General features: G+C 37.7%; 28 protein-coding genes and 2 pseudogenes. 10 read left to right on the forward strand and 20 right to left on the reverse strand.

Annotation, left to right across the window (positions count from 1 at the left end; translation table 11 throughout):
- Positions 1-235: 235 nt before the first annotated feature.
- Positions 236-1,855 (forward strand): ABC-F family ATP-binding cassette domain-containing protein, encoded by a 1,620-nt coding sequence (locus tag N178_RS03180; RefSeq protein WP_028413463.1) that lies wholly within the window; start codon positions 236-238, stop codon positions 1,853-1,855.
- 37 nt (positions 1,856-1,892) lie between these two features.
- Here N178_RS03180 and N178_RS03185 read toward each other — a convergent pair whose 3' ends face one another.
- The 5 genes from N178_RS03185 to N178_RS03205 all read right to left on the reverse strand — a co-directional run bounded on the left by N178_RS03185 (position 1,893) and on the right by N178_RS03205 (position 6,635).
- A complete protein-coding gene (locus N178_RS03185) occupies positions 1,893-2,777 on the reverse strand; it encodes a DMT family transporter (protein ID WP_045290405.1) in 885 nt (294 codons plus the stop codon).
- A gap of 64 nt (positions 2,778-2,841) precedes the next feature.
- Positions 2,842-3,558, reverse strand: a complete 717-nt coding sequence (locus tag N178_RS03190; protein ID WP_045290407.1) for a helix-turn-helix transcriptional regulator — start codon at positions 3,556-3,558, stop codon at positions 2,842-2,844.
- 27 nt (positions 3,559-3,585) lie between these two features.
- Positions 3,586-4,215: an alpha/beta family hydrolase gene (locus N178_RS03195; RefSeq protein ID WP_045290409.1), complete on the reverse strand. Its 630-nt coding sequence runs from the start codon at positions 4,213-4,215 to the stop codon at positions 3,586-3,588.
- A 60-nt stretch (positions 4,216-4,275) separates the two neighbouring features.
- Positions 4,276-5,286, reverse strand: coding sequence for an LLM class flavin-dependent oxidoreductase (locus N178_RS03200; RefSeq protein ID WP_045290412.1), 1,011 nt, complete (start codon positions 5,284-5,286; stop codon positions 4,276-4,278).
- Positions 5,287-5,417: 131 nt separating this feature from the next.
- Entirely contained in the window at positions 5,418-6,635 is a 1,218-nt protein-coding gene (locus N178_RS03205; RefSeq protein WP_045290413.1) for an MFS transporter, read from the reverse strand.
- Between the two features lie 140 nt (positions 6,636-6,775).
- Between N178_RS03205 and N178_RS03210 the strand changes: the two genes are divergently transcribed.
- Positions 6,776-7,057: an acylphosphatase gene (locus tag N178_RS03210; RefSeq protein WP_028408645.1), complete on the forward strand. Its 282-nt coding sequence runs from the start codon at positions 6,776-6,778 to the stop codon at positions 7,055-7,057.
- 83 nt (positions 7,058-7,140) lie between these two features.
- Positions 7,141-7,917 (forward strand): 3-hydroxybutyrate dehydrogenase, encoded by a 777-nt coding sequence (locus N178_RS03215; protein WP_045290414.1) that lies wholly within the window; start codon positions 7,141-7,143, stop codon positions 7,915-7,917.
- A 36-nt stretch (positions 7,918-7,953) separates the two neighbouring features.
- Here N178_RS03215 and N178_RS03220 read toward each other — a convergent pair whose 3' ends face one another.
- The 8 genes from N178_RS03220 to N178_RS03255 form a co-directional block, all read right to left on the reverse strand.
- Positions 7,954-10,365, reverse strand: a complete 2,412-nt coding sequence (locus N178_RS03220) for a S8 family serine peptidase (RefSeq protein ID WP_045290416.1) — start codon at positions 10,363-10,365, stop codon at positions 7,954-7,956.
- A 739-nt stretch (positions 10,366-11,104) separates the two neighbouring features.
- Positions 11,105-11,542, reverse strand: a complete 438-nt coding sequence (locus N178_RS03225; protein ID WP_013056909.1) for a S1 domain-containing RNA-binding protein — start codon at positions 11,540-11,542, stop codon at positions 11,105-11,107.
- A 181-nt stretch (positions 11,543-11,723) separates the two neighbouring features.
- A complete protein-coding gene (gene nadE, locus N178_RS03230; protein WP_045290418.1) occupies positions 11,724-12,545 on the reverse strand; it encodes an ammonia-dependent NAD(+) synthetase in 822 nt (273 codons plus the stop codon).
- Positions 12,546-12,579: 34 nt separating this feature from the next.
- A complete protein-coding gene (gene nadD, locus N178_RS03235; RefSeq protein ID WP_014460242.1) occupies positions 12,580-13,260 on the reverse strand; it encodes a nicotinate (nicotinamide) nucleotide adenylyltransferase in 681 nt (226 codons plus the stop codon).
- Positions 13,261-13,275: 15 nt separating this feature from the next.
- Complete coding sequence (locus tag N178_RS03240; RefSeq protein ID WP_028413473.1) at positions 13,276-14,745, reverse strand: nicotinate phosphoribosyltransferase; 1,470 nt, start codon at positions 14,743-14,745, stop codon at positions 13,276-13,278.
- 23 nt (positions 14,746-14,768) lie between these two features.
- Positions 14,769-15,317 (reverse strand): cysteine hydrolase family protein, encoded by a 549-nt coding sequence (locus tag N178_RS03245; protein WP_045290421.1) that lies wholly within the window; start codon positions 15,315-15,317, stop codon positions 14,769-14,771.
- A gap of 72 nt (positions 15,318-15,389) precedes the next feature.
- Entirely contained in the window at positions 15,390-16,166 is a 777-nt protein-coding gene (locus tag N178_RS03250) for an NUDIX domain-containing protein (protein ID WP_045290423.1), read from the reverse strand.
- 221 nt (positions 16,167-16,387) lie between these two features.
- Positions 16,388-16,783 (reverse strand): CDI toxin immunity protein, encoded by a 396-nt coding sequence (locus N178_RS03255; protein WP_045290425.1) that lies wholly within the window; start codon positions 16,781-16,783, stop codon positions 16,388-16,390.
- 340 nt (positions 16,784-17,123) lie between these two features.
- Here N178_RS03255 and N178_RS03260 point away from each other — a divergent pair, with 340 nt between their 5' ends.
- Positions 17,124-18,212, forward strand: coding sequence for an FAD-dependent monooxygenase (locus tag N178_RS03260; RefSeq protein ID WP_045290427.1), 1,089 nt, complete (start codon positions 17,124-17,126; stop codon positions 18,210-18,212).
- 104 nt (positions 18,213-18,316) lie between these two features.
- Here the strand turns inward: N178_RS03260 and N178_RS03265 are convergent, their stop codons facing one another.
- Together N178_RS03265 and N178_RS25680 are read right to left on the reverse strand one after the other, a co-directional pair.
- Positions 18,317-18,652: a helix-turn-helix domain-containing protein gene (locus N178_RS03265; protein ID WP_013056901.1), complete on the reverse strand. Its 336-nt coding sequence runs from the start codon at positions 18,650-18,652 to the stop codon at positions 18,317-18,319.
- A 203-nt stretch (positions 18,653-18,855) separates the two neighbouring features.
- On the reverse strand, positions 18,856-18,981 hold the full coding sequence (locus N178_RS25680; protein WP_013083022.1) for an anti-repressor SinI family protein: 126 nt from the start codon (positions 18,979-18,981) through the stop codon (positions 18,856-18,858).
- Positions 18,982-19,213: 232 nt separating this feature from the next.
- On the opposite strand from N178_RS25680, the gene N178_RS03270 reads away from it, so the two are divergent.
- From N178_RS03270 to N178_RS25685, 4 genes and pseudogenes are all read left to right on the forward strand, one after another.
- Complete coding sequence (locus tag N178_RS03270) at positions 19,214-20,359, forward strand: alpha/beta hydrolase (protein WP_237758384.1); 1,146 nt, start codon at positions 19,214-19,216, stop codon at positions 20,357-20,359.
- Complete coding sequence (locus N178_RS27385) at positions 20,322-20,768, forward strand: hypothetical protein (RefSeq protein ID WP_237758385.1); 447 nt, start codon at positions 20,322-20,324, stop codon at positions 20,766-20,768. The genes N178_RS03270 and N178_RS27385 overlap by 38 nt, the downstream gene beginning before the upstream one ends.
- On the forward strand, positions 20,761-20,979 hold the full coding sequence (locus tag N178_RS03275) for a hypothetical protein (RefSeq protein WP_052942369.1): 219 nt from the start codon (positions 20,761-20,763) through the stop codon (positions 20,977-20,979). The genes N178_RS27385 and N178_RS03275 overlap by 8 nt, the downstream gene beginning before the upstream one ends.
- A 134-nt stretch (positions 20,980-21,113) precedes the next feature.
- A pseudogene (locus N178_RS25685) lies at positions 21,114-21,314 on the forward strand (DNA polymerase beta superfamily protein); the annotation flags it as partial.
- A 67-nt stretch (positions 21,315-21,381) separates the two neighbouring features.
- On the opposite strand, the gene N178_RS03280 reads toward N178_RS25685, so the two are convergent.
- On the reverse strand, positions 21,382-21,579 hold the full coding sequence (locus tag N178_RS03280; protein WP_045290429.1) for a hypothetical protein: 198 nt from the start codon (positions 21,577-21,579) through the stop codon (positions 21,382-21,384).
- 242 nt (positions 21,580-21,821) lie between these two features.
- Here N178_RS03280 and N178_RS27755 point away from each other — a divergent pair.
- Positions 21,822-22,106, forward strand: a pseudogene (locus N178_RS27755) (hypothetical protein); the annotation flags it as partial.
- A gap of 150 nt (positions 22,107-22,256) precedes the next feature.
- Here N178_RS27755 and N178_RS03290 read toward each other — a convergent pair.
- From N178_RS03290 to N178_RS03305, 4 genes are all read right to left on the reverse strand, one after another.
- Positions 22,257-23,099: a hypothetical protein gene (locus N178_RS03290; RefSeq protein WP_045290432.1), complete on the reverse strand. Its 843-nt coding sequence runs from the start codon at positions 23,097-23,099 to the stop codon at positions 22,257-22,259.
- Between the two features lie 452 nt (positions 23,100-23,551).
- A complete protein-coding gene (locus N178_RS03295; RefSeq protein ID WP_016763981.1) occupies positions 23,552-23,749 on the reverse strand; it encodes a hypothetical protein in 198 nt (65 codons plus the stop codon).
- A gap of 115 nt (positions 23,750-23,864) precedes the next feature.
- Positions 23,865-24,293 (reverse strand): metallothiol transferase FosB, encoded by a 429-nt coding sequence (gene fosB, locus N178_RS03300; protein WP_045290434.1) that lies wholly within the window; start codon positions 24,291-24,293, stop codon positions 23,865-23,867.
- Positions 24,294-24,351: 58 nt separating this feature from the next.
- Positions 24,352-24,963 (reverse strand): LysE/ArgO family amino acid transporter, encoded by a 612-nt coding sequence (locus N178_RS03305; protein ID WP_045290436.1) that lies wholly within the window; start codon positions 24,961-24,963, stop codon positions 24,352-24,354.
- Positions 24,964-25,066: 103 nt separating this feature from the next.
- On the opposite strand from N178_RS03305, the gene N178_RS03310 reads away from it, so the two are divergent.
- Positions 25,067-26,494, forward strand: a complete 1,428-nt coding sequence (locus N178_RS03310; RefSeq protein WP_045290438.1) for an aminotransferase-like domain-containing protein — start codon at positions 25,067-25,069, stop codon at positions 26,492-26,494.
- Positions 26,495-26,496 lie beyond the last annotated feature (2 nt).

Genomic DNA, 26,496 nt, shown 5'->3' on the forward strand with positions numbered 1-26,496 from the left:
ATCGTAAAAATGAAAAATAGCTTACTACTGAAGGCTTAGACATGCTGGTTTGCCGCTCAATGTTTTGGTGAATGCTAGAATAATCAAGTTTTACCGCTCAAAAAACCCCTTAAATGGTTGACGAGTGCTTAAAGTGTCGGTTACACTTTATGTTTGAAATATTGTATTCATATCGCTCTTATATAAAAAGAATGGTATAATTTTATAGATATTGAATTTGGAGGACTGCTCATACATGATTACAGTTAGTAATGTAAGTTTACGATTTGGCGACCGAAAGTTATTTGAAGATGTGAATATTAAATTCACGCCTGGTAACTGCTATGGATTAATCGGCGCAAACGGTGCTGGAAAATCAACGTTTTTAAAAATTTTATCTGGTGAAATTGAATCTCAAACTGGTGATGTACATATGGGCCCTGGCGAACGCCTTGCTGTCTTAAAACAGAACCACTTCGAATATGAAGATCAAGAAGTTATGAAAACCGTTATTATGGGGCACGCTCGCCTTTATGAAGTAATGCAAGAAAAAGATGCTATTTATATGAAAGCAGACTTCACAGATGAAGACGGAATGAAAGCAGCTGAGCTTGAAGGTGAATTTGCGGAATTAAACGGTTGGGAAGCAGAATCAGAAGCAGCTATTCTTTTAAAAGGATTAGGTATTTCTGAAGATCTTCACGCCAAAAAAATGGCTGAACTAACGGGTAGTGAAAAAGTAAAAGTGCTTCTTGCACAGGCTTTATTCGGAAAACCTGATGTATTACTTTTAGATGAGCCTACGAATAACTTGGATATTCAAGCAATTCAATGGTTAGAAGAGTTCTTAATTAATTTTGAAAACACAGTCATTGTTGTATCTCATGACCGTCACTTCTTAAACAAAGTATGTACGCACATTGCTGACCTTGACTTCAGTAAAATCCAAGTCTACGTTGGTAACTATGATTTCTGGTATGAATCAAGCCAATTGGCACAAAAAATGGCGTCAGATGCGAACAAGAAAAAAGAAGAAAAAATTAAAGAGCTTCAAGCCTTTATCGCTCGCTTTAGCGCAAATGCATCGAAATCAAAACAAGCAACGTCTCGTAAAAAATTGCTTGATAAAATTTCATTAGATGACATCCGTCCTTCTTCTCGTCGTTACCCATACGTGAACTTCACGCCGGAACGTGAGATTGGAAATGACGTACTTCGCGTTGAAGGTCTAACAAAAACAATTGACGGCGTAAAAGTTCTTGATAACGTAAGCTTTATTATGAATAAAGATGACAAAATTGCTCTTGTAGGCCGCAACGAACTTGCAAATTCAACATTAATGAAGATTTTAATGGGTGAAATGGAAGCAGACAGCGGTACGTACAAATGGGGTGTCACAACGTCTCAAGCCTTCTTCCCTAAAGATAACTCCGAGTACTTCGAAAACGGAGATTTAAACTTAGTAGACTGGCTGCGCCAGTATTCACCTAATGATCAAAGCGAAAGCTTCTTACGCGGTTTCTTAGGTAGAATGCTATTCTCTGGTGAAGAAGTGTTGAAAAAAGCAAACGTTCTTTCCGGAGGAGAAAAAGTTCGCTGTATGCTTTCTAAAATGATGCTAAGCGGTTCAAACGTTCTTTTACTAGACGATCCTACGAATCACCTTGACTTAGAATCAATCACAGCACTAAACAATGGACTTATCAGCTACAAAGGTTCAATGATTTTCACATCTCATGACCATCAGTTCGTTGAAACGATTGCAAATCGTGTAATTGAAATTACGCCAAATGGAGTAATTGACAAGCAAATGACGTACGATGAGTATTTAGAAGACAGCAACCTGCAAAAACAAGTAGCAGGCATGTACGCTTAATAAGAAATCCCCTTTCTATAGAGAAAGGGGGATTTTTTTATATACGCACCTCTTGATTTAGCGATGACTTCGGAGAATACGTTAAAATCGCTAAGCTAGCAAATACTAATGTTGCACCGCATATGTTTACCAAAGTCAGGGATTCTCCCAGCAAAAAAACGCCAAGTAAAAAGGCTGTAACAGGCTCTGCTAGGGATAACGTGACGGCGGTAGACGCATGCACCGACTTGAGTGCTGTAGAAAATAATACATAAGCAAGAGCGGTCGTAAGTATTCCTAAGTGAAGAGCAATCCCTATGCCATCTAAAGAGACTAGCCAGCTCATATCGTACATAAACCAGCATGGTATCAGTAAAACGGCGGCGGCTGTGAACACAAGAGCAGCGCCCACTTGCGGATCAACATGCCCAACAATGCTTTTATTAACAGTCGTGTAGCAAGCAAAAGATGCCCCTGCTCCTATGGCCATACCCAAACCTATCACGTCGATTTGACTATCTTTTTTTAACAACAAGCAGCAGCACCCTATAATACCCGTAAACGTGGCAAGCAACCATTTTTTTGTAGGTTTCTTACGGTAAACTATGTAATCTAGCACTCCTGACAAAAGCGGCGCACTGCCAATTGCCACCATTGTTCCTACTGCAACGCCGGTTTTGATAACGGCTGAAAAAAACAGCGGCTGATAAGCGGTCATACTTGCTGCGGCAACCGCAAGAGGCAGGATAGGAAGACGTCTTAAGTCCATATTCTTTCTTTGTATAAGACAAGCTGCAAGAAGCGACAGTCCCCCTACAGCTAAACGCACGGCTCCAATCGCCACAGAATGCGCTTCAGCAGATGCTAAAGCTTGGGCAGTTCCTGTAGTTCCCCATAGTACAGCAGCACATAAAATAAGTATTTTTGATAATGAAGTATTCATCGTTCCATCTCCTTTCTTTTATCATAGCTAAAAGAAAGAAAAAAGTTTTTCCGCTTTTATGATGTTACTTGTCTGTTTTTAAGATACTTCGATATTGCGTCGGTGAGATTCCTTCTTGTTTTGCAAACCATTTTGTAAATGAAGACAAGCTGTGATAGCCAACTTCATGCGCAATATACGTTACCGAGTAGCTCGTCTCTTTTAACAGTTCTTTTGCTTTATTTAAACGTATATGCGCTACATAACTTTGAGGCGAATAACCCGTTTTTTGTTTAAACCAAGCGGAAAAATAGGCGGGATGATAATTTTCCAGCTTGGCAAGACTTTCTATGTTTAACTCTTGATTAAAGTTAGCATGAAGGTAATCAATGGATTTAAACGTTTGTGTCTTTGGCAAATAATGCTGAACGTAACGGACCAAATCTTCAAGCGCCCCCCTGTCAGTGCTTTTTTGAAGCTCATCAAGTAAAAGGTAGCGAATGGCTTTCCACGTTGAATCCCATTGAATAAAAGCTGCTTGTTGAGAAAGATGCGCACTTTCTGTAAGCTTCAACGGAATATCAACGACCAAACATTCATTTGTATTTTTAGCTTGATACGTATGCAGCTGACGAGGCGGAATGTAAAAGCATCCTTCTTTCAGCGTTAAGTGCTGTTCGCTTGCTTGAATATCAAGAGCACCTGCTAGCGGAAACAGAAGCTGGCTGTAGTTATGATCATGGGTATGAGGTGAATAGCTGTAGGCTCTTTTTTCGCAAATAATTTCACGTAGCGTATCCATTTCGTTCTCCTTTCCTTATTTCATATCTCACAAAAGCTGTTCTATGCCGTTCAAAACGGTTTCCAGCGCCCTTAACGATTCTGCTGGAGAATACAAAACATCCAATGAATGATCGGCATTTTCGATGACTGCGATATTCATTTTGTTTGTTTTTAGTTGATGGACTGCTTCAGTATAATAGTGATCACGAGTTCCTATTGCAATAAGACCTTTATGAGTGCTTTCTAGTAAACTTTCAAACAGTTCCGATCTGGTTAAAAGCGGCGTCAGTAAAAGCATCACTGCATCTTTGTAAGCATCATCTTTCATCATTCGCTGAATCAGCGGAATTGTGCCAATCGATTTTCCTGCAAATATGATATTTTTATAGTCGTCGTGAGATAAAACGTCTTGCAGCACGAGATCAATATCTTGCATCATAACACCTGCAATCTCATCTGTAGACTTTGTCATCAGCTCTTTTGGGTATGTATAGTGAATATGAACCACGTCAATTCCGTGTTTTATCATCAGCATCGTTACATAATACAACAGCGGTTTTTCGTACGTATAGCCTAGCCCTGAAAACATAAAGCAAATGCGAGGCCCTCCTGTTTTAATATGTGTATAGGTAATTCTATGAGTTTGGCTGTTTACACTTTTTTGATCTACGTGCATGTCACTCCTCCTTTTTAAATATTCTAACATTTAATTCCGTAAAAAAACCCCATCTTTTTCTTAAAAAAATGAGGATTGAGGAAATAGCTCTGCAAGCAGTTCGTAAGACTTCTTTTTCGCTTCATAATCATGGATATTTGTAATAATTAAAAATTCGTCGTTATCGTATTTTTGCTGCAGCTGAGTTAGTCCTTTTTTTACTTCAGCAGGATTTCCTATAATCATACGCGGACGATTAGTGCTTATTTTTTTAAGCTCTTCTTCTGAATAAGAACGTTTGTGCACTTCTTCTATCGATGAAATCGTCGTATCTCCGCCTTTGGCTACTTTCAACAGCCAATCATCCAACGTTTTGGCATGCGCCTCCGCTTCTTCTGTTGTTTCAGCACATACAACAAATACGCATACATTGGTGTTAGGCTTTGATTGATAGGAAGAAGGGATAAATTCTTGTTTATAATGACGAATGGCTTCTTGTCCACCAACTGAATAAATAAAGTGTCCAAACGTAAAAGAGATGCCCAGCTCAGCAGCTGATCTTGCTCCTCTTTTATTGATACCAAGATGCCACAGTTCTGGTTTTGTTTCACTTAACGGATAAGCTGTCACCCCGTAATACGGATGGTCAGACGGCAAATTATGCTCAAGATGTCCTTTTAACGCCTTAATTTGACGCGGAAATTCATTAAGGCTTTTACGGACTCCATCTGTGAGTGCTAGCCGCGTCAGCGCATCTCCTCCCGGCGAGCGTCCCAGACCTAAATCAATTCGATTCGGAAACAGATTTTCAAGCAGCTGAGCATCTTCTGCTACTTTATACGGACTGTATTGAGGAAGAAGGACTCCTCCAGATCCAATTCGGATTCGGCTCGTGTGAGATGCCAAGTGAGTCATTAAAAGTGTCGGAGATGAGCCTGCAAGACCGTTCGTATTATGATGTTCCGCTACCCAAAAGCGATGGTAGCCTAACTCTTCGGTTAATTTAGCCAGCTCCACCGTGCGTTCTAACGCTTCCTTTGGTGTTGATCCGCTTGAAACAGGAGACTGATCCAATACGCTTAGCTTAATCATAGCTGATTCTTCCTTTCGATTTTCAATTTCTATTGTATCTATTGTAGGAGAAAAATATGAATTCGTCTTGAAATTTGCTTCACGCCCATAGAAAAAAGCAAACGCTACCCTGCGCTTGCTTTTTCTTTTCCTTATTTTGCTTCGTGCATTTCTTTCACACGCTTATCGCTCGGTAACAGCCACGTTAAGAATCCTAGGATTGGAAGATAGCTGCAAAACAGCATGATAAACTGAAGGCTGAAGACATCGGCTAATTTACCGAACACAACAGCTCCTAAAGCTCCCATTCCAAAAGCAAGCCCTACAATCAAGCCGGAAACCAAGCCAATTTTCCCCGGCATCAGCTCCTGAGCATAGACGACCGTGACGCTGAAACTTGACTGAAGAATAAAGCCGATTAGTACTAAAAGAGGTGCTGCAACTCCGAGAGAAACGTGAGGAAGTAATAAAGTAAATGGTACTGACCCTAACATAGAAAACAATAAAATATTTCGTTTTCCGAAACGATCGGCAAGCGGCCCTCCAAAGAATGTTCCAAATACCCCTGCAATCATAAATAAAAAAACGTAAAGTTGAGCGCTTTTGATAGGCAAATTAAATTTTTCAATGATATAAAACTGAAAGAAATTAAGGATGCCTGCTCCGTACCATGAACGTGCAAAAACAAGAAAAATTAAAAGTCCAACCGCAAAAATAATTTGCTTGTTCATCGTAAATGAAGTATCTGACTGCTTTTTCTTCAAGCGTTGGCGAGTAGCTAATTCTGATTTATACCATTTAGACACGCTGTATAAAACCACTACGCCTATCCCTGCAATTAATGTAAACCAAATCGTTCCAAACTGACCAAGTCCGATAAAGATAAATGCCGTAAACAGCGGAGCCATCGACTGTCCGGTATTTCCGCCAACTTGATAAATAGATTGCGCCAGCCCCCGTTTTCCTCCTGCTGCCATATACGCTACGCGAGAACCTTCCGGATGAAAAATAGCGGATCCGAATCCTACAAATAAAACAGATATAATCACAAAATAAAAATTTGGCGCTAAAGCGAGCCCAACCATACCAATCATGCTTAAACACATTGCAATTGGCAATAAAAATGGCGAGGGACGCTTATCGGCAAATACGCCGAACACCGGCTGCATAATCGATGACGTCATGTTTAAAGCAAAAGCAATCCAGCCGATTTGCGTGTAGTTTAAATTCATCGATTTTTCAAGGACAGGAAAAAGTGCCGGTATAACGGACTGCATACAATCATTTAGGAAATGTCCTAAACTAATCGCAAATAAAATACGGTAAATCGTTGCCGGCTGCGCTTGCTGCGTTCGTGCTGCTGCTTGCATTCGTAACCCTTCTTTCTTATTTAATCTACATTATAATTGTTAAAGTCTTACAATGTCTTTTTCTATTATACAGTGAAAAGTAAGATTGTAGTTGTTTTCTTTTTTATAAAAAAGGGAAAATTGCCTGTGAGGTGAGAACAGTGAAAAAACATGTGCATATGATTGTAGACGGACGCGTTCAAGGGGTTGGGTTCCGTCACTACACGCAGCTAAAAGCAATGGAATGCTCCATTAACGGATGGGTACGAAATCGAGACGATCAAAAAGTGGAAATTGATGCTGAAGGGGAAGAAAGTAACATCCAAAAATTTATTGAAGAAATAAAAAAGGGTCCCTCTCCGTTCGCTTCTGTTAGCAATGTGGAAGTAAAGATAGTAAACACTCCTTCCCACACCCATTCTTTTCGCGTGAAGTACAGTTAAAAAACTCGCTAAATCAAGATAATTTTTGATAAAATGGAAAAGTAAGCGATTTTATTTTTTCTACATATAAGGGGGAAAAAACGATGGTTGAAAACAAAATTGTGTTAATTACAGGTGCAGCTCAAGGTATTGGTTATCAAATTGGTGAACGCTTTGCTGAAGACGGAGCCACTGTTGTCTTAACTGACTTGAATGAAGATGGAGTTAAGAAAGCAGCAGACAAATTGAAGACAAAAGGCTACGAAGCATTAGGCATTAAAGCAGATGTGACAAATGAAAGTGACATTGAACAAATGATTGCTCAAACGGTTGAAACATACGGCCGCCTTGATGTATTAATTAACAATGCCGGCATGCAGTTTGTTTCCCCGCTCGAAGAATTCCCTACTGAAAAATTTGAACTTTTAACGAAAATTATGCTTGTTGCACCTTTTGTTGCGACTAAGCATGCGTTTCCTATTATGAAAAAGCAAAAATTCGGCCGCATTTTGAACATGTCTTCCATTAACGGATTGATTGGTTTCTCAGGAAAAGCGGCATACAACAGTGCTAAGCACGGCGTGATTGGCTTAACGAAAGTGGCTGCTCTTGAAGGTGCGGAGCACGGCATTACGGTAAATGCGATTTGCCCTGGTTATGTTGATACGCCGCTTGTTCAAAATCAATTAAAAGATTTGGCACGTACGCGAAATGTAGCGCTTGAAAAAGTACTAGAAGAAGTCATTTATCCTCTTGTTCCTCAAAAACGCTTGCTTGCTGTCGATGAAATTGCAGATTATGCAATGTTTTTAGCAAGTAATTTAGCAAAAGGCGTAACCGGCCAAGCTGCTGTGATCGATGGAGGATATACAGCTCAATAAAAAAAGAGTGTCAGTTACCCTGACACTCTTTTTTATTTATTTAATTTCAAATTCCCCTAAAGAACCAGTCGTCTGACCTGCTTTTACTGCTTCTGCGTATAAATAATACGTTCCAGCTGGAAGAGCTTCACCGTTAATTTTCCCGTCCCACGTTGCGCTAGAGAATCCTTTTTCTACATTCGTATACGAACTTAACAATTCCCCTTTTTCTAGGGCTGCATCGTAAATGTAATAGCTAAGCTTCTCTGCTCCTCCTGGTAAATAACTGCCGTATTCAAATGAGCCATTTCCAAGTACATCTACATAAGCAGAAGTAACGCGAGGATAGTCCGGCTCTTTTACAAATAAGATCGTTGGAACATCGTACGTTTCTTTATTGTTACTTACCGTAATTGTGCCTTCATAATAGCCAGGAGATAATTTTCCTGCATCTACTTTTACATTGAGATTTACTTTTTGCGTTTTTCCTGCATTAACAACTAAATCGTTTGTTGATTTAACGTCAATTGCTTGATGGCTTTTCTTAAATTTTACTTTGACCGAGTATTTTTGACTGTGATTTGATAGATTTTTAATCTTAAAGCTTTGTTTTTCTACTTGTTTCCCTTTATCTTTATAAAAGACACCGTACGAGTGACTTCCTGGGGTAATAAGCGTCTTCGCTTTAATTGCATCTACTACGCGCATGCTTCCTGCACCTTGCGTATTATGAGGATAAATGAGCCCATTGCGGTCACGAAGAAGTTCCGTTGTGTTCATTAAAGATGCTTTTACGTCTTCTACTTTATAATTTGGATGTGCCTGTAAAATTAACGCTGCTGCTCCTGCTACGTGCGGTGCGGCCATACTTGTTCCTTGTTTTGATCCATATCCATGAGGGTTACTTGGATCATTGGTTGGCACTGTACTGATAATATCTACTCCTGGTGCCGAAATGTCCGGCTTAATCATCCATGTATCCACAACCGGTCCGCGAGATGAAAAGTCAGCCATTATTTCGTCGACTGTCTGATCAAATGTTGCGTTAAAAGAGCCCGTGACGGATCCTTTTGCTAAAGAAGCTACCAAAGCTTGTCCATCGGCTTTTGATAGGCGAATACTCGGCAGAGATGTACCTGGAATATCAGGAATTGTTCCTTCTACGTTGTTGTAAATAACCGTTGCAGCAGCACCGGCTTTTTTCGCATTGTCAACTTTATCTACAAACGCAATGTCACCGCGAGAAATAACCGCTACTTTTCCTTTTACATCTTTTCCTTCAAAGTCTTCTGGCTTTCCGAGTCCGACAGGTACAAAGTCATACGTTTTACCGCTTGCATCCAGTAACGCCTTGTCATTTGGAAAGCCCATTACTTCAGCTGACGCATAGCTTGCATTATCTACAGTTAACGTCGTTTTATACAAATTGTAAGGAAGCTGAGTCGCACCGACTGAAATAGCTTCACGAGACGTTCCCGGAGAACCTACTGTCCAGTTGGCTGGTCCGCTGTTTCCATTTGATGTAACAGCTACGACTCCCTCTTCCATTGCCCAATCTAATGCAATACTCGTTGCCAAGTCCGGATTATTAATCGTATCTCCAAGCGACAGGTTCATTACATCCGCTCCGTCTTCTACCGCACGTTCAATACCGGCGATCACGTCTTCGGTTGTACCCGTTCCTCCTGGACCTAGTACACGATATGCAAGTAAATGAGCATCAGGAGCTACCCCTTTAATTTTCCCGTCTGCTGCAATTGTTCCCGCTACGTGCGTACCGTGCGTTGTCGCTTCTCCTTTTGGATCTCCAGCTGGCGTTTCTTGAGGGTCTTTGTCATCGTCAACAAAATCCCATCCTTTATATTTCTCAAACGCTGATTTTAAATCCGGATGGTCGTAATCAACGCCTGTATCAATAACGGCTACGGTCATATTTTTACCTGTATACCCTGATTTCCACGCTTGATCTGCTCCCACATAGTAAATGCTTTTATCCATTTCAGAACCGTATTCTTCTGCGCTCACTTCTTTGGATTTCACTTCCGTTGTATGATATTCAACGCTTGGATAAATAGCTTTTACTCCCGGTAAACTTGCTACTTTTTCAAGGTCATTAGCCGGAAGTTCCGCTGAAAACCCGGAAAACACTTGATCGTATTCTCGCTTTACTTTTGAAGTTTTCGAAGCTTTTGAAAGCTCTTTTTTCACTTCGTCACGCGCTTTTTTAATCTTTCCTTTACTTTGTGCTACTCCTTTTTTCTTTGCTTCCGCTACAGACTCTTCATTTAACTCCACAATAACTTTTACTTTTTTAGCCGACTTTAAGTTATAGTCTCCTTGAATTTTAACTAAAGACGGTTCAAGCGCCGGCTTTGAATTTCCGTTAGCAGATGCTCCCATTGCAAAAGAAGATAAAGCAACCGAAAATGCTACTGTACTCAATACAGCCTGAATTGATACTTTTTTCATCGTTTTCCCTCTCCATTTCTCTCTATAATTCGTGCAACTATGTATGCCTTCATCCCCAGAACATACGCATCTTTTACTGAGCTAATGAGCTAAAAACTAGAATAGTATGGAAGTTCTATATATTACTATAAAATCCTTGAGTCTATAGAATCATTTTGCATTCTCTTATAAACTAAGCACTACTGCTCAAAAAACGAAGAATTTTGTCTGTTTTTTGCTTTTTCAGCACTTTTTTATTCCTAAAATTATGAATGAATTAGATGAATATACAAGAATACTGACGAATTTCTGTTAATTTAGCTATTTCTATCAAGGACTCATTGCTACTTTCTCTTCGTTTACTTATAAGGTTTTTTTATTATTTTAAGAAAATTGTTCTTATAAGCGTTTTTTATCTTATAACTTATTATTTAGAACATAGTTTAATTTAATATAAAATATTACACTTAATTAAATGAAATTTTTAAAAATTACGAATAATAAAAGTAGTTCGTGCAGATACTAACGTCAACGCTCGCAAAAAGGGAGGCATGATTATGATAGATTTAAATTTCATCCTACTCATCCTTGATCTTCTCTCATCGCTTGTCACGATTGGCATCTACTTTACAACTAAGTAAGTACCTAACCTTCTCTTTACTCTTCTAGCGCATGTACGTAAGCTATCACAAAAAAGAAGCAAGCCAATTTTTACTGGCTTGCTTCAACTATATAATAAAGTAGTTAAAGTGGAAGGGATTTATCCGCGTCTTCCGCCTCTGCCACCTCGTTTTGATTCAGTGCTGCGTTTTAGTGTAGATAAATTATCTTCACTATCTTTTAAGAAACGCGCCATTTTTTGTTCGAAGTTTTCCTTTGGTTGGAAGTTGCTTTTAGAACGATTATCATTATTTCTTGCCTGACGTGGCGGGCGTTGTGAATAAGAAGATGAGGGTCTTTCAGGTTTATCTATCGCTTTTTTAATCGATAATCCAATTTTTCCGTCTTTCTCATTAACGACTTTCACTTCAATTTCTTGACCAACTTTAAGATGGTCATTAATGTCTTTTACATAGCTGTCAGCTACCTCACTAATATGTACAAGCCCAGTTTGACCTCCAGGTAATTCTACAAATGCTCCAAAATTAGTAATACCTGTTACTTTACCTTGTACCTTGCTACCTACTTCAACTGCCATAAAAAATGTTCCTCCTCAATAATATTAAAAGCACTTCATTATACCAAAGTGCGTAAGAATAACAAAGTGTGTATGAGAAAACAATTCGTTAAATTACACTTTTTCCGCCTCTTTTTTGTTTTTTGAAAGAAATCAGTCAAAATAATGCCCATATTAGATATCCCTAATATGGGCATTTCTCTCATTTCCACCATTCATCAAACATGCTAGCCGGTAACTGACGCTTATGTTCAGTAATACGATAGCGCTGTTCAATTTTTTCAGCAGCTTCTTGTGATACTTCTTTTCCTTCCAAATAATCGTCTAGTTCATCATAAGAAATTCCTAGTTCCGTTTCATCAGATTGACCAGGACTATTATCTAATAAGTCAGCTGTTGGTACTTTTTCGTACAATCGTTTATCTGCACCTAATTCTTTTAGCAATGCTTTTCCTTGACGTTTTGTTAATCCCGTTAGAGGCAGCACGTCTGCTCCGCCATCCCCGTATTTTGTAAAAAAGCCTGTTACTGCTTCTGCTGCATGATCGGTTCCGATAACTAAAAGGCCGTTTTCTCCTCCGATTGCATACTGTACAATCATACGCGTACGTGCTTTGACATTTCCTTTATGAAAATCAGAGAGCGCTATATCTGTAGCACCTGTAAACGAACTTTCAAATGCTTCCACCGTGTTTTTAATATTAAACGTATATGTTTCATTAGGTTTAATAAATTCTAGTGACGCCTTGGCATCCGCTTCATCATGCTGCGTGCCATGAGGCAAGCGAACGGCTACAAATTTTGCTTCATATTCTTCTTTTCGCAGTTCGTCTACAGCAATCTGCGCTAATCGTCCAGCTAAGCTAGAGTCCTGCCCTCCGCTTATACCTAATACAAAGCCTTTTGCATTTGCTGACTTTAGGTAGGTTTTCAGAAAATCAACGCGGGCACGAATTTCTTGTGCTGGATCAATTTCAGATTTCACATGTAACTCTTTCCTTATTTTTTCTTGCATGTCTGACATGATACATGCTCTCCTTTCATTATATGTAGATTTCTTACTGATACAATCCATGTTTTTTACTATAAAAATAACAGAGATCAGGCATTAAATATCTTGGTTCTCCGCCTCGGGCAAATTCTTGACGAATATAAGTAGAGCTGATTTCCATCGCCAGCCCCTTATCAAGAAGCTGAAACCGGCCGTCGTCATAATTTCGAAGCAAAGGAGAATGACTAATAGCTTTCAACATGTCTATTCCCTCTCTTGCCATGATGATAAACTGGTTTTCACTAATAAGTTCATCTGCTTTCTTCCACTTGCCCTCACCAATATCTTGCAGTAAGTCGGCTCCCATAATAAAAAATAAGTCAGCGTGTGGGAGCAATTTTTTAAAGTGCTCCATAGTGTAGTATGTGTAATGATAGCCGGGCAATACGTCTAGCTCATACGTATCGAGCAAAAATTTCGGGTTGTCTTTAATCGCTAAGCTAACCATATTTACACGGTGCTCATCGGACGTTTGAAGCTTTTTATCTGTTCGTTTGTGCGATGAAGGCAAAAAGATAATAGCATCTAACTTCTTTCGATGCGCAACCGTTGATGCCGTCCAAAGATGAACATTGGTAACCGGATCAAAAGAAGAACCATAAATTCCAATTTTCGCTCCTTTTTCTAAAAGCTTATCTATTTTCTTATCAGGGTTTAGCTGTTGAAAATAAGCAAGCGTATCTGACATGTCCCCAGCTCCCTACTATTTTTTATTTAGGGCTTCCGCTACTTTTTGTTTGACGTACGCAATTTGACGCGTTTTATTTTCCCAACACTTTTCGCTTAAATCTACTGGATATTCTTCTGGATTACGCGTGCGCTTATATTCATCCCAAAGCAGCTCTAAATTATCTTTTACGTACTGCTGAATTTCCTGAAGTTCTTCTGTTTCATACACAAGCTTTCCGTTTACAAAGATATCATGATGGAGTTCTTTTGCCTCAAAATTTGTGACGAATTTACTGATAAACGTATGAACAGGATGGAACATTTTTAAACGTTCTTCGCTTTGAGGATCTTCGTCTTCCATCGTGATATAATCCCCTTCAGATTTTCCATTCAAATTATTAATAATACGATATACGCGTTTCAACCCTGGTGTACTCACTTTTTCAGGATTTGCGCTAATTTTAATCGTATCCATCATCTCGCCATTTTCTCCTTCAATAGAGACGAGTTTATACACTGCTCCAAGCGCCGGCTGATCATATGCAGTGATGAGCTTCGTACCAATTCCCCACATGTCTATTTGTGCACCTTGCGACTTTAAATGCATAATCGTATCTTCATCTAAATCGTTGGAAGCAACAATTTTTGTCTCTGTAAACCCTGCTTCATCCAACATTTGACGAGCTTTTTTAGACAAATAAGTTAAATCGCCGCTGTCTAAACGAATCGCTGTAAAATTAATTTTATCGCCCAATTCTTTTGCTACTTTAATCGCATTGGGAACTCCTGATTTTAACGTATCGTACGTATCAACTAGAAACACGCAGTTTTTATGGCGACGAGCGTATTTATGAAATGCAATATATTCGTCTTTATAAGCTTGCACCATTGCATGGGCATGCGTTCCTGCAACTGGAATTCCAAATTTCTTTCCTGCACGCACGTTAGAAGTAGCACCAAATCCGCCAATATAGGCTGCTCTTGTTCCCCAAATAGCAGCATCCATTTCTTGAGCGCGTCGTGTTCCAAACTCCATTGCCACTTGATCTCCTACTACATGTTTGATTCGAGCTGCTTTTGTTGCAATCAGCGTTTGGTAATTCACAATATTTAAAATGGCTGTTTCTACGAGCTGAGCTTCAATTAACGGTGCCTCTACACGTAAAATTGGTTCATTATGAAACACAAGCTCACCTTCACGCATACATCGAATTGTCCCAGTAAATGTAAGGTCTTTTAAGTAAGCTAAATAATCCTCTTTAAAACCTAATTCTTCGTGCAAGTAGGTTAAATCAGATTCGCTAAATTTAAATGCTTTAATATATTCAATAATTCTTTCTAATCCAGCAAAAACAGCATACCCATTTCCAAAAGGAAGTTTGCGGAAGAAAACTTCAAAAACAGCCTTCTTTTGATGAATGTTATCTTCCCAATACGTTTCTCCCATATTAATTTGATATAAATCGGTGTGTAGCATTACGCTGTCATCTGTAAACATATTCATTGATTTCCTCCACTTTTATGTCCTTAAATAATTTCTGCTCCGAGGCAAGATCTAAAGTGTTCAAGCGCCCACTCATGGCCTTTTTGATTAAAGCTCGCTACGGCTTTTTCATAGATATAAATAGCAAATCCTTTATTATAGGCATCTACTGCTGTATGAAGTACACAGATATCCGTACATACACCTGCTAAGTAGACATCGGTAATTTGTCTTTCTCGCAGTTTAATCTCCAGATCTGTTCCAGCAAATGCACTGTATCTCGTTTTATTCATCCATTCTACATTTGCCTTTGATTGATACACATTATATAAATCATTTAACTTTCCGTATAGCTTTCTTCCTGCAGAACCTTCAATATTATGAGGCGGAAACAGCGTTGATTCTGGATGCAAGGAATCATTTTCTTTATGAAAATCAATGGCAAACACGACATACTCGTCTTGCTCAATAAATTGACGCGTGATATCGCTTATAGATGTTTCAATGTGCCGCCCTGGTTCTCCGCATGTCAAAGCTCCGTTTTCAGCTACAAAATCATTTGTATAATCGATGTTAATCAGTGCTTTTTTCATTATGTCTCCCCCTCATAAGTAAAAATTAACAGTTAACATATTGTTAATTATTTGAATTGAAAGTTTTTTCTTTTAATAGCGTGCTGTATAGATTGGCTTCATCACATTCATCTCAACAAACCGGTAGAGCTTTGTTGGCTTTTTAGACGTTCTCGTCGTTGTTTTTCCGTCTACTTCTTCAATAAATGGCAGCATTCTTATTTTTCGTGCAAATGCCTGATCACTTTTAATTGCCGCATCATCCGTTACGGTAAGCAGCACAGCCTGCAGTTCAGAGTATGTAAACTGAGAAGGCAGAAACTTCTGAGCAATGGTCGTTTGCAATAAATCTTTCTTAATTTCCTTGATTGCATCTCGAATGATGATTTCATGATCAAAAGCTAAAGGCAATGAAAAGATTTCATCTATTTTAAATAATTCAACTCGAGCAGCATCATCATTCGCTTTTCGCTTTATTAGACTATCTTCTGGGACGATTGCATAATGTGCGTTTGTGATGACCCATCCCCTATCGTCTCTTCCGGGCTCATCATAAACACCATAGTGTTTTAAATGGATATCATTCACGCCCGTTTCTTCTTCGAGCTCTCTTTTAGCCGCTTCAAAAGCTGATTCATCAGGATGGACAAATCCGCCGGGAAGCGCCCACTTTCCTGCTTCGCTGTTCTTTTCTCCCTCCGCGTTTAGCATTGCTCGCTGGATAAGCATTAATTTCAAATTCATTTTAGGTGGTTTGTATGGTTCTTTTTCTTCCGTCACAATCGTAAATACAGCAATATCTGACGTATAGCCATAGGGTTTAGGGTATTCTTTTTTCGTTTGATTCGTCATTGCTTTTTTGTTCGACATTCAGCATTTCTCCTGATCACTCTTTTTACAATTAACAATATGATTAATGTTAATTATATTTATTTTATGGAAAATGTCAATACTTTTCCCACTAATTATAAAGAGAAGGTAATTTATGTTGTAAATAACGTTATGTTTCGTATTTTTTAGAGTTTATATGCATAAAAAGCCGAGTGAAGAAGTTCTCATTCCCCTCTTCCCTCAGCTTTTTTCCCTTTTAATTAACGTGCTGCTAAACCAATCATCATTTTACCGTCTTTAAAATATTCAATGACATAGTCAACAGACGGACAGTAAATAAACGCTTCTTCTGTAAGATCAGCTGTTTGTTGAAAAAACGTTAAAGCTTGAGCTAAATCGACGCTTACAGCTTTAGTCGCTCGTTTCCAGAATAAAACAACCTGATGCTCTTTTATATTCATCTCTTGAAGCCATTTTTTGATTTCTTCAATATGCCGAGCGGACTTTTTAATTAATACTTTTCTCCAATTAATTTGCATGATTGTTAAAAAAGGAAAGGTGTTTGAAAGTTTTTCGAAGTAAATGCTTGTCTGCCTTTGCGTTAGCAAATCTGCACTGTTACCTAATGTTTGAATATAATGTTCTATTTTTGTCATAATCATCCTCCAGTTGAAATTGGAGTTTGCTAGAATTTTCAGAGACGATCTCTATACAAACGATACTCTTCTTGCTAAAAATCCTGCAGCTTTCCAACCGTGCTTTTTCTCAACAATTTTGAAGTTTCACCTTTATACAAATTATTCAAAATAATTTGCGTATTTTAGTTTACCATAAAACTTAATCTTTGACTTTGATTATGTAAAACCTTCTTTGTGTTTTGTCCAAAGAGCGAATTCCATAGAAGAAAAGCTATAAAAAAGTTGACATCAGAATTTATAAAAGTTAATATACTTACTAAAAGTAACTTAATTGCATATAACAAACAAGGTGAAGAAAATGAACTATCGAACAGATGTGTGTATAATAGGAGCCGGACCAGGCGGTGCTCTACTGGCCTATCTGCTGGCTAAACAAAATATATCAACTATATTGATAGAGAGATCTGATACGCTTGGAAAAGAATTTCGAGGCGAACATTTAAATGAAGATGGAGAAATGATTCTTAAGAAACATCGTATATTTGAAGAAATTGAAAGCTTAGGCCTCCTTCGAATGTCCAGGGTCGAATACTGGAAGGATGGACATGTATTCAAAACGATAAAATCTGAACTTGGACATGCAGGAATTCATGTTCCACAGCAGCATCTTCTTCAGTCTATAAATAACCAAGCAAGCAGCCATCCCTCCTACAAGCTTATGCTGGGCACAAAAATAACGGAACTCATGCAGAATGAAAAAGGCCGATATACTGGAATAAAAGCTCAGCAAAAAGGCCAAGGTGAAATAATAGTTGAAAGTAAAATCATTATTGGAGCAGATGGTCGATATTCAACTGTTCGCAAACTTGCGCACATAAAAAACAATATCCACAATCATGGATACGATTTGCTTTGGGCGAAAATTCCTGCACCTGCCAATTGGGAGCCTTCTATTAAATTTGCACTTGTAAAACAGCAGCAGGTGGCGCTTTTTTCTCAAGCAAAAGGCTACGTGCAAATCGGATGGAATATTGAAAAAGGTAGCTATCCTGCTCTTCGGAAACAATCGTTTAGACCGTTTATTCAGCGTTTAATAGACGCTTTCCCTAGCTTAAACCTTTCAATAGAAAGGTTTATTACGTCGTGGTCAGACTTTACGCTTCTTTCTGTGCAAAGCAGCATAAGCGAAGTATGGTCAAAGCATCACCTGTTATTATTAGGGGATGCTGCTCATACGATGACCCCCACTGGCGCTTTTGGATTAAACGAGTCATTAAAAGACGCTGACTTACTGTCTGACTTACTGCATCAAGTTTTTTATCAAAACAAAGAGATTTCAGAAACATTGAGACAGTTTGAACAGAAAAGAAAGCCTAAATTAATAACTCTTGAACGTATTCAGTTTCAGCGAGAAAAAGAATTCTCGTCTCATTTTATTTCTTCTTAAAACCTAAAAAAGAGATTCCATAGATAAATGGAATCTCTTTTTTGCAATCATGATTTTTTAGCAGTTATTCTACGTAAGTTCTCTTTTATGTATATTCCGCGAAGTTAATCTTGCTTTGCCCGCTGCCATTTTTGAAATTCAAGAAATTGTTTAAACTGCTCTTTGCTTATTCCTGACTCCGCTGCTTCTTTTGCTAACTCAAGCCACTCATCATCAATATCCAACGATTCAGATTTATCCATAGGCTCATGAATCAATCTATCAATACTCACGTTCAATGAGGTAGAAATTTTGTTTAGAAATTGAATGGATGGGTTGAGCTGAATTCCTCTTTCTACTGAAGATATGTACGATTTAGCAACACCCGCTCGGTTTGCAAGTTCTGTTAGCGATATTCCTTGTTTCGTTCTAAGATCTCGAATACGTTGGCCAATTGTCATTTTAATCACCCTTACTAATGCTTACTTATCGATAATAATACCATAATTTCACTTTACCGTGCATTATAAATAAACGTTCTTACCATAAAGGGGTGATTATACATCTAAAAAAGGGTGATTATGCATCTAGTGAAAATAGCTTGAGACTGGTTATAAAGGTTATCTATACTTGGGAACGATTTATTCCCTTATCATTGTATCGGCTAAGCATTTGAACTAATGCTTTGTAAAAATTGTCTAACTTCCTCGATGCTTATACCTGTTTGTTTTGCTTCCATTATGAGCATAACCCATTCTAAGTCTAACGTATTTTCGTCTTTAAAATTCATAATTCTCCTCCTTTCTTCTTTTTTCGAAATTGATAACGTTTTCTTTTTTCTGTTTTTGGGCATTCTCCCTTATTTCTCACTATGGTTTTACAGTATAATGGATATTACTAGAACATTAGACATTTTTTAATTACTAAAAAGCACCTATTTTTTTGAAATTTTTGTCTATTCTTATCATAATAATTTTACCGTTACACAAACGCTACAGTTAGACACTAGGGGGATTGTTTTTATGCCTTTTCTGCATACGGCGACAGAAAAAATTTACTATGAAGTTCATTCGCCCGCGTTCACTGACCAGACAGACACCATTGTGATGATTCATTCTGTTATCACTGATCATACGCTTTTTGATTCTATTACTGCAGAATTAACCCAACATTATTCTGTTATTCAATACGATTTGAGAGAGACAGGAAACAGCGCCTCCGCTACAGGGGAGATATCGTTCGAGGCTCATATTGAAGATCTTTTCCACTTATTACATACGTTACATATAAAAAAATGTTACTTAGTTGGAGTGGGATTTGGGGGACAAATCGCTGTTAAATTTGCCGCCTGCTATGAAGCTCTTATTGAAGGACTGATACTACTGTCTCTTCCTTTTTATTCAGATAGCACCATTCAAAAGATTAAGAGATGTTACAACGAAGAAAGCAAAAATCAAATACCGGTAGATAAAATCCTTGAATTAGGCAAACTGGAAAGTCTCAAATATCCAAACATACAAGAGGTAATTGAAAGACTTAAACAAATGGATCCCAATGTATATTTCCGTTTCGTTAAACTTTCTACTACAGCCAGTCTATTTCAAGAGCTGAGCAGCATTTCACTTCCTGTACTCACTTTATCTGGCCAAAATGATTTGCTGTTTTCATCTCAGTATCTGATTTCAAAAACGATGTTTTTAAAAAACTACAGTCATATGACCATACCTAACGCACATTCTCTATTTCTAGTAAAAGAAAAAGCAGCTTTACTCAGAGAAATTGTCGTAGATTTTATTAAAAGTAATACATATCAGCTGCCTTCTTTAAAGAATGATTCTATGAAAATACTTAAAAACTGGGAAAGTGATACGGCTATAGACATACAAAAAGACTTCCATGCCCACACACCCTCTCTTAAAGTAGATTTCTTATACTCTTTTTCCGTCTATGTAAATGGTCAGCTTATTACAGAAGGCTGGAATAAGCGCTTTGCTCAAGAAATTTTACTATATCTTATTTTTCACCATTCTATCAGCAGGGAACAGCTATGCGAAGCGCTGTGGCCCGAAATGCCTTTAAGCAACGCCAAAAAGAATTTACGCGTCTACTTATCTCATTTAAAAAAATTAATTGAACGCAGAACATTCAGAGCCGGTTTTACTTGTTAACAGGCAGCTCATTTCCTTAAATGCCGATGTGTCAAGCGATGGATTAGATTTACTAACTGACCTTCAGTGGATAACCGAACAGTCTGACCCGGCGCTGAAATTCAAGGAAGCTGAACAGCGATTGCATCAATTAGTTCCTCATTATTTAACAACGATTTATGACGATTGGTTCCTTGATATCCGAGTGAAAATAGAGATTATTCTTCTTGACCTATTAATCTGGATGAAAGAATGGCTTTGTGAAAATGGAAAAGTTTCAAAAGCCGTATTTCTACTCATTAAATTTATTGATTTAGTAGAAGAAAAGGAATTCATTTATGATGAAATTGTCGATTGCTATATCAAGCTCGATAACAATGAAAAATCAGAGTACTGGCTCGATCAAAAAATGCGGTATTTAGTTGAATAAAATAGATGGTTTTAACCAGCTAAAAGCGGCCTACTCTTCTTTTGACGAACAAAAGCTGTTTTCACTGCAGACATCCTATTGGGGATGCACGTATACACGCTTTGAGTGGCTGCTTGAAATTCAGTCTCATTTATACCACCACCGTGCAGAACTGTATACGCTTTTAACCTGTTACCGCAGAAACGGATTGGATGTAGTGCTTTTTGAGTGATATAATTTTTCACTCTCTATATTTTCGTAGCTTTTTAGAGGCTTAAAGGAAGCTTCTTTTATTTGTTTATCATTTTCCATCTATTATGAAATATAATTTGTATATAGATTTGTATATAGAAAGCATTAAAAGAAGAGGTTAGCAAGCTGTTAAAGCGTAAAATTAGCGGTGATGAGTTAGATTTAGAACCGCGCATCAACGTTATTAATGAATTTTTAAGCTTAGAAATTGACCGTTTAGACAAATACGTCAGAACTTTATCTGTAGAATTAGATGACCCTACATATGAATTAGATCAATTGTTTAGAGATACTTTAGACGAAGTTTGGAACTAAGTATAGAACAAAAAGGCTTATCCCTAATGCAAGTAGCAGCGGATAAGCCTTTTATTTATAATTTCTATTAAAGCGGTATATTATTATTCGTATTTTTTGTTTCATTCAAATAGCTCTCCACATATATTTGTTCTGCATCTGTAGCATTTTTAATTCCATCCTCCGGACTAAATTCAATGTTTCTCCTTATTGCTACACGATCTGCAATGTAACCCATCGCTAACAAAAACACTATACATCCGCCTGCCCACAGCCACATTGTCATTTTAATACCCCCTCTTTCTTCTTTAGTTCACCTAGCGTCGCGTAATACAGCATATATCCTCCGACTGTATATTAAATGTTTTTCCGCAAAAAGGAATTTAAATTAACATTCCCTATACTTACTATACGTTTTAGTACGAAGGAAGATTTCAGAAAATTACATCGATAATTCTTGAATTGATTTTCAGCAAATCTGATTATAGCTTTTTATGTTTCATCCTAAATAATTTCAAAAATACAAAGTTACTGCTACCAATTTATCTACAAAGCATTCGAGGCTTTACGCCGCTTCAATCAGATCTACTATTATTGCCAAGTGCATTAATTATGATGCCGACTGTGACTGAATGTATGAACCAATTACCTCAACATTTAATTTCTCGCGGTACAGCTTTAAATAATACAATTCGTCAAGTTGCAGGTTTGATTGGTACTGCTATATTTGTTACAGTTATGACGCAACAAGCTACGGGACACCTCGCTAAAGCAATAACAACTTCGACTATAGATATGGTAGGAACGATGTATTCTTATTTGCGACGCTATTGGCTCTAATTGCGTTATTACTCTCTTTCTTCTTACGTACATCTAAGATTAATAGAGAAAAATAATCAGAAGCCGTTTCTTTGTATAAGAAACGACTTCTTTTAATAAACAATTGTATTCAAAGTACTTATCTTACATTTGAATATCTAATTTAGATTCAAATGCAGACACTTTTTCTTTAGCATCTAAAAATTGTGTTTCAGCAATTTTCGTATTTTCTTCTAAAGTTGATTTATCCTTACCGCTTTGTTTTTGCAGAACTTCTAACATTTCAACTTGTTTATTTAATGACAAAGATATGCCATTGACTGCGGAAGACAATTGTTTATATTCTTCAGTACTAAAACTAGCTTTATATTTCTCCAATTCTTCCTTAATAAGCTTTATTCTTTTCATAGGAGTGCCTTGTATGGACTTAATAGCCTCAGTTGCGTCCGCATCAATTTTTTCATAATCATAGTTATCTGCATTAAAATCTTTGTCTAACTCAATAGTGTTCACCGCATTAAAGTGCTGAGTAATATCTGCTTTAGTTAATACATAATGTAAGTGAGTACCTATTGCAGCCTCGTACACATCTACTGCTGAACCATAACGCTTCTGAGCTTTTATTGCTTGATCATTACTTAAATTGTCTATCTCAGTTTTTAAGTCTTTTAAGTGTTTGTCTATTTCACCATCATCGCCCTGAAGAATATTCTTGCTTTCAATTGACTTTGCTAGGATGTTAAAGTCTGCTTCAAAAACAAGATAATCATCAGATTCCATATATCCTTTTTCTTTTGTATAGTCTTCATAGTCACTCTCTAATTTAGAGATTTTTTGTTCTAGTTCTTTCTTTTCTTTCCCCATTTGTTTCTGCTCTTGTTTAGCCTCTTCTTGTTTTTTCTCTTCTTTTGTTGACCCACAAGCTACTAAACTAATAGATAACAGTGATGCTACAAGTCCTAGGCCGATTTTTTTTAAATTCTTCATTTTTTCTCCTTTTTTTGGTATGTAGTTTTTTCACCCAACAATGATAGCATATATTATGCACTCCAAAAGAACGATTTTAGAAAAATTATCAAGTTTTCCATAGATGAACCTTTAGAAACAACAATATTTTATCTGTTAATAGCAGCTTTAAAAAAACTCTTATCCGCAGTTTTACTAACAATTGCTTAGTTATTAGATCTTTTATCTTACGCGCATTAAAACTAATTAGAAAAAAAGTAAAAACCGTTTCACTGTTTAGAAAATGGTTATTTACTTTAACATATAATTCTATACTTAGAGTTAATTTGATATTTCAACCTCTAGTTCTGATTCAAAATAATATGGTTGACTTGTTTTTCTAAAATAGAAATCAACCATTTTCTTCATAAAAATAGTACTATTTTCAAGAGGAATCTTTTATTTCTCCTGAAGATAGCACTACACTATATTAATTAGATAACCTTTATTTTTGTTTTAATTGTATAATATGTATCTGCTATGAGTCCTACTGCAAGTCCGCTAATCATCCCGTACGGTAATACACCCGGTACATTTTGATAAAAAGTGCCGATTAACATTGCAGCTAGGATGCCGAAAAGTACGCCTATCACAATATGCGAACCAAACTTCACCTGTTTTGCGGTATACATTCTTCCTCCTCCTCACTTTTTTTCCATTATATCACAACGGAATCGTTTATTTAATGATAACTGAGAGAGGAATGCGAATGTAATAAAATTGTAACCTTATATAACTATTTTAGTACTACTCTTTTAGCGAATAAAATTTCATATGAGGTTTTGTTTCTTGATAATACGTTAAGCGGTCTTGGAGCGTACCGGTGTGAAATTCAAATTTATGGCCGTCTGGGTCCGTAAAATAAATGGAGTTTTTGTCTCTCTCGTCACGGTTCCTTCCCGGTAAGATATTTACATTATGCTGTTTTAACAGCTCTTTTGCCTCGTCAAAGCTTTCAACGGAAATAGAAAATGCTAAATGAGTATAAGAATACTGAATTTCTGATCTAGGAATATTTTCTTCTTCGTTTAACGCCAGCCACAATCCATTTAGACTAAAGTAAGCGGTGGACTTTCCTTTTACTAAAAGTTCCGCTCCTAACACTTTTTGATAAAATGTGATGGATTGCTCTAAATTTGACACAGAAAAGCACATGTGATTAATTCCTTGAATCATCTTTTACCCTCGCTTTCTACAAAAAAAGTATTACATAACTCTCCTTTTAGCACCTATTCTACTTAAAAAACATACTTTTTGCCATGTAAAGAGCCACTCCCCAAATCATGCATGCAGAAGCCTTATTGATCCAGATCATTATTTTTCCATTTGAATCCATTTTCCCTACTGCTTTTCCTGCAAAAGCTAAGGATAAAAACCATATCCATGAAACACATATCGTAACGAGCGTAAAAATCCATTTTTCTTTTCCGCTATACAGCAGAGAATTTGTTCCGATTACGCCCATAATATCCATCAGCGCATGAGGATTTAGCAGAGAGACAGACGCAGCAAATAGAATTTGCGCTTTTACCGTCATTCCTACCTTTACTGACGTTTTTGAAGGTTCGCTCTTCCACGTCACAAAACCCATATACGCTAAAAAAAGAAGACCTATTCCAAAAATAAGCGTTTGGAAAACTGAAAAAGAAGCGGCTACTGCCGAAACTCCCAGCACTGCAACTACAATTAAAATCGTATCACAAACAGAAGCCGTCACCACTACGGGAAGCGCCTGTTTAAAGGTTCGTTGATTTGCTCCTTGATTAAAAACAAATACATTTTGTACTCCTAAAGGTAAAATCAAACCGAATGCTAACAACAAAGCATGCATAACCACTGTAAACATATTACTCTCTCCTTTCTCTTTCATCTTACAATTGACGTACCCTGTTGTCTCCATCCAAGTTTTGATTTATAATACCAACCAAATTACAAAAAGGTGGTATCACATGAATTGGATTCCAAATCCGGCTGATAAAAAGCCAATACACAAACAAATTCAAGAGTATATGAAAGAGAAAATTACAAATGGAGAGTGGCCTATTGGAACTAAAATTCCTTCGCAGCGCCATTTAGCTGCTAGCTTTTCTGTAAATAGAAGCACGGTGGTGACGGCAACCGAAAACTTAATTGCTGAAGGACTTCTCAGTGGAAACAAAGGTGGCGGCACCAAGGTCATCAACAATACGTGGAGCTTACTCGCATCAGCTTCTCAGATGAACTGGAATTCGTATGTAGAAGCAGGAATATACCAACCAAATTCTCCGACTATCCGCCATATTAACGAAGCTGAATTTCAACCGGGCATTATTCGTTTAGGAACCGGAGAGTTAGCACCTGACCTGCTTCCTTCCCATCAGCTTTCCGAGTTGTTCAGGGGAATGAAACATAGAAGCGTACACTTGGGCTATGAGCATCCAAACGGCAACGATGAACTGCGACAAGAGCTAGTGAAGCATGTAAAAAAACGAGGCATTGAAACGTCTCCTTCATCTATTTTAGTTGTATCTGGCTCTCTTCAAGCGCTGCAGCTAATTTCAATCGGCCTGCTGTCTCCAGGTGCCAATATATTAGCTGAAAAGCCTTCTTATCTTTATTCTTTGCCGTTATTTCAGTCCGCACAAATGAAAGTAACGGGCGTTTCGTTAGACGAAGAAGGAATGAAATTATCTTCATTAAAAGACCAGCATAAAAAAGAAAAAGGCACAGCTTTATATACGATACCGAACTTTCATAACCCCACCAATGTGACGATGAGTGAACAAAGGCGCCAAGAGCTGCTTCACCAATGTGAAAGAATGCATTTGCCTATTATTGAAGATGATGCGTACGGAGAGCTTTGGTTCCATTCACCGCCTCCACTTTCATTAAAAGCTCGAGATAAAAATGGAATGGTTCTTTATTTAGGAACGTTCTCTAAAACATTCAGTCCAGGATTTCGAATTGGATGGATTGTCGGGCCTGAACATGTAATTGAGCGATTAGCCGACCTTAAAATGCAAGTTGACTACGGAGCCAGCTCCTTATCTCAATGGGCAGCTGCTGAAGCTCTTAAGACAGGAATCTACGACAAGCACGTTATCAACGTACGCTATAAATTAAAAGAAAAATCTCAACAAGCACAGACTATTTTAGAGAAGCATTTAAAAAGTCTTGCTGCGTGGAATGCTCCGAGCGGAGGTTTTTATTTTTGGCTTACGCTCCATACACCTGTTTCAATGCGGAAATTATTTAAGCACTGTCTCGACGAAGGCGTTCTTTTAAATCCAGGCGCATTGTATGACCATGAGACATCACAGCATATCAGAATATCCTTTTCTTATGCAACGCTTGCAGAATTTGAATACGGCATCAAAATAGTCGCAAAAAAGCCTTAAGA

It is taken from the genome of Priestia aryabhattai B8W22, from assembly GCF_000956595.1.
Taxonomy (GTDB): domain Bacteria; phylum Bacillota; class Bacilli; order Bacillales; family Bacillaceae_H; genus Priestia; species Priestia aryabhattai.

Coding starts and splice junctions, on each gene's coding strand:
- N178_RS03280 (WP_045290429.1), bottom strand. CDS start 21,579: ATGACAATGTGGCTGTGGGCAGGCGGATGTATAGTGTTTTTGTTAGCG.
- nadE (WP_045290418.1), bottom strand. CDS start 12,545: ATGTCAGACATGCAAGAAAAAATAAGGAAAGAGTTACATGTGAAATCT.
- N178_RS03295 (WP_016763981.1), bottom strand. CDS start 23,749: ATGTATACCGCAAAACAGGTGAAGTTTGGTTCGCATATTGTGATAGGC.
- N178_RS03255 (WP_045290425.1), bottom strand. CDS start 16,783: ATGACAAAAATAGAACATTATATTCAAACATTAGGTAACAGTGCAGAT.
- N178_RS03245 (WP_045290421.1), bottom strand. CDS start 15,317: ATGAAAAAAGCACTGATTAACATCGATTATACAAATGATTTTGTAGCT.
- N178_RS03185 (WP_045290405.1), bottom strand. CDS start 2,777: ATGAATACTTCATTATCAAAAATACTTATTTTATGTGCTGCTGTACTA.
- N178_RS03305 (WP_045290436.1), bottom strand. CDS start 24,963: ATGTTTACAGTGGTTATGCATGCTTTGTTGTTAGCATTCGGTTTGATT.
- N178_RS03225 (WP_013056909.1), bottom strand. CDS start 11,542: ATGGCAGTTGAAGTAGGTAGCAAGGTACAAGGTAAAGTAACAGGTATT.
- N178_RS03195 (WP_045290409.1), bottom strand. CDS start 4,215: ATGCACGTAGATCAAAAAAGTGTAAACAGCCAAACTCATAGAATTACC.
- N178_RS03205 (WP_045290413.1), bottom strand. CDS start 6,635: ATGCAAGCAGCAGCACGAACGCAGCAAGCGCAGCCGGCAACGATTTAC.
- N178_RS03290 (WP_045290432.1), bottom strand. CDS start 23,099: ATGAAGAATTTAAAAAAAATCGGCCTAGGACTTGTAGCATCACTGTTA.
- N178_RS03190 (WP_045290407.1), bottom strand. CDS start 3,558: ATGGATACGCTACGTGAAATTATTTGCGAAAAAAGAGCCTACAGCTAT.
- N178_RS03270 (WP_237758384.1), top strand. CDS start 19,214: ATGCCTTTTCTGCATACGGCGACAGAAAAAATTTACTATGAAGTTCAT.
- nadD (WP_014460242.1), bottom strand. CDS start 13,260: ATGTCAGATACGCTTGCTTATTTTCAACAGCTAAACCCTGATAAGAAA.
- N178_RS03200 (WP_045290412.1), bottom strand. CDS start 5,286: ATGATTAAGCTAAGCGTATTGGATCAGTCTCCTGTTTCAAGCGGATCA.
- N178_RS03215 (WP_045290414.1), top strand. CDS start 7,141: ATGGTTGAAAACAAAATTGTGTTAATTACAGGTGCAGCTCAAGGTATT.
- N178_RS25680 (WP_013083022.1), bottom strand. CDS start 18,981: ATGAATTTTAAAGACGAAAATACGTTAGACTTAGAATGGGTTATGCTC.
- N178_RS03220 (WP_045290416.1), bottom strand. CDS start 10,365: ATGAAAAAAGTATCAATTCAGGCTGTATTGAGTACAGTAGCATTTTCG.
- N178_RS03310 (WP_045290438.1), top strand. CDS start 25,067: ATGAATTGGATTCCAAATCCGGCTGATAAAAAGCCAATACACAAACAA.
- N178_RS03265 (WP_013056901.1), bottom strand. CDS start 18,652: ATGACAATTGGCCAACGTATTCGAGATCTTAGAACGAAACAAGGAATA.
- N178_RS03240 (WP_028413473.1), bottom strand. CDS start 14,745: ATGAATATGTTTACAGATGACAGCGTAATGCTACACACCGATTTATAT.
- N178_RS03260 (WP_045290427.1), top strand. CDS start 17,124: ATGAACTATCGAACAGATGTGTGTATAATAGGAGCCGGACCAGGCGGT.
- fosB (WP_045290434.1), bottom strand. CDS start 24,293: ATGATTCAAGGAATTAATCACATGTGCTTTTCTGTGTCAAATTTAGAG.
- N178_RS03250 (WP_045290423.1), bottom strand. CDS start 16,166: ATGTCGAACAAAAAAGCAATGACGAATCAAACGAAAAAAGAATACCCT.
- N178_RS03180 (WP_028413463.1), top strand. CDS start 236: ATGATTACAGTTAGTAATGTAAGTTTACGATTTGGCGACCGAAAGTTA.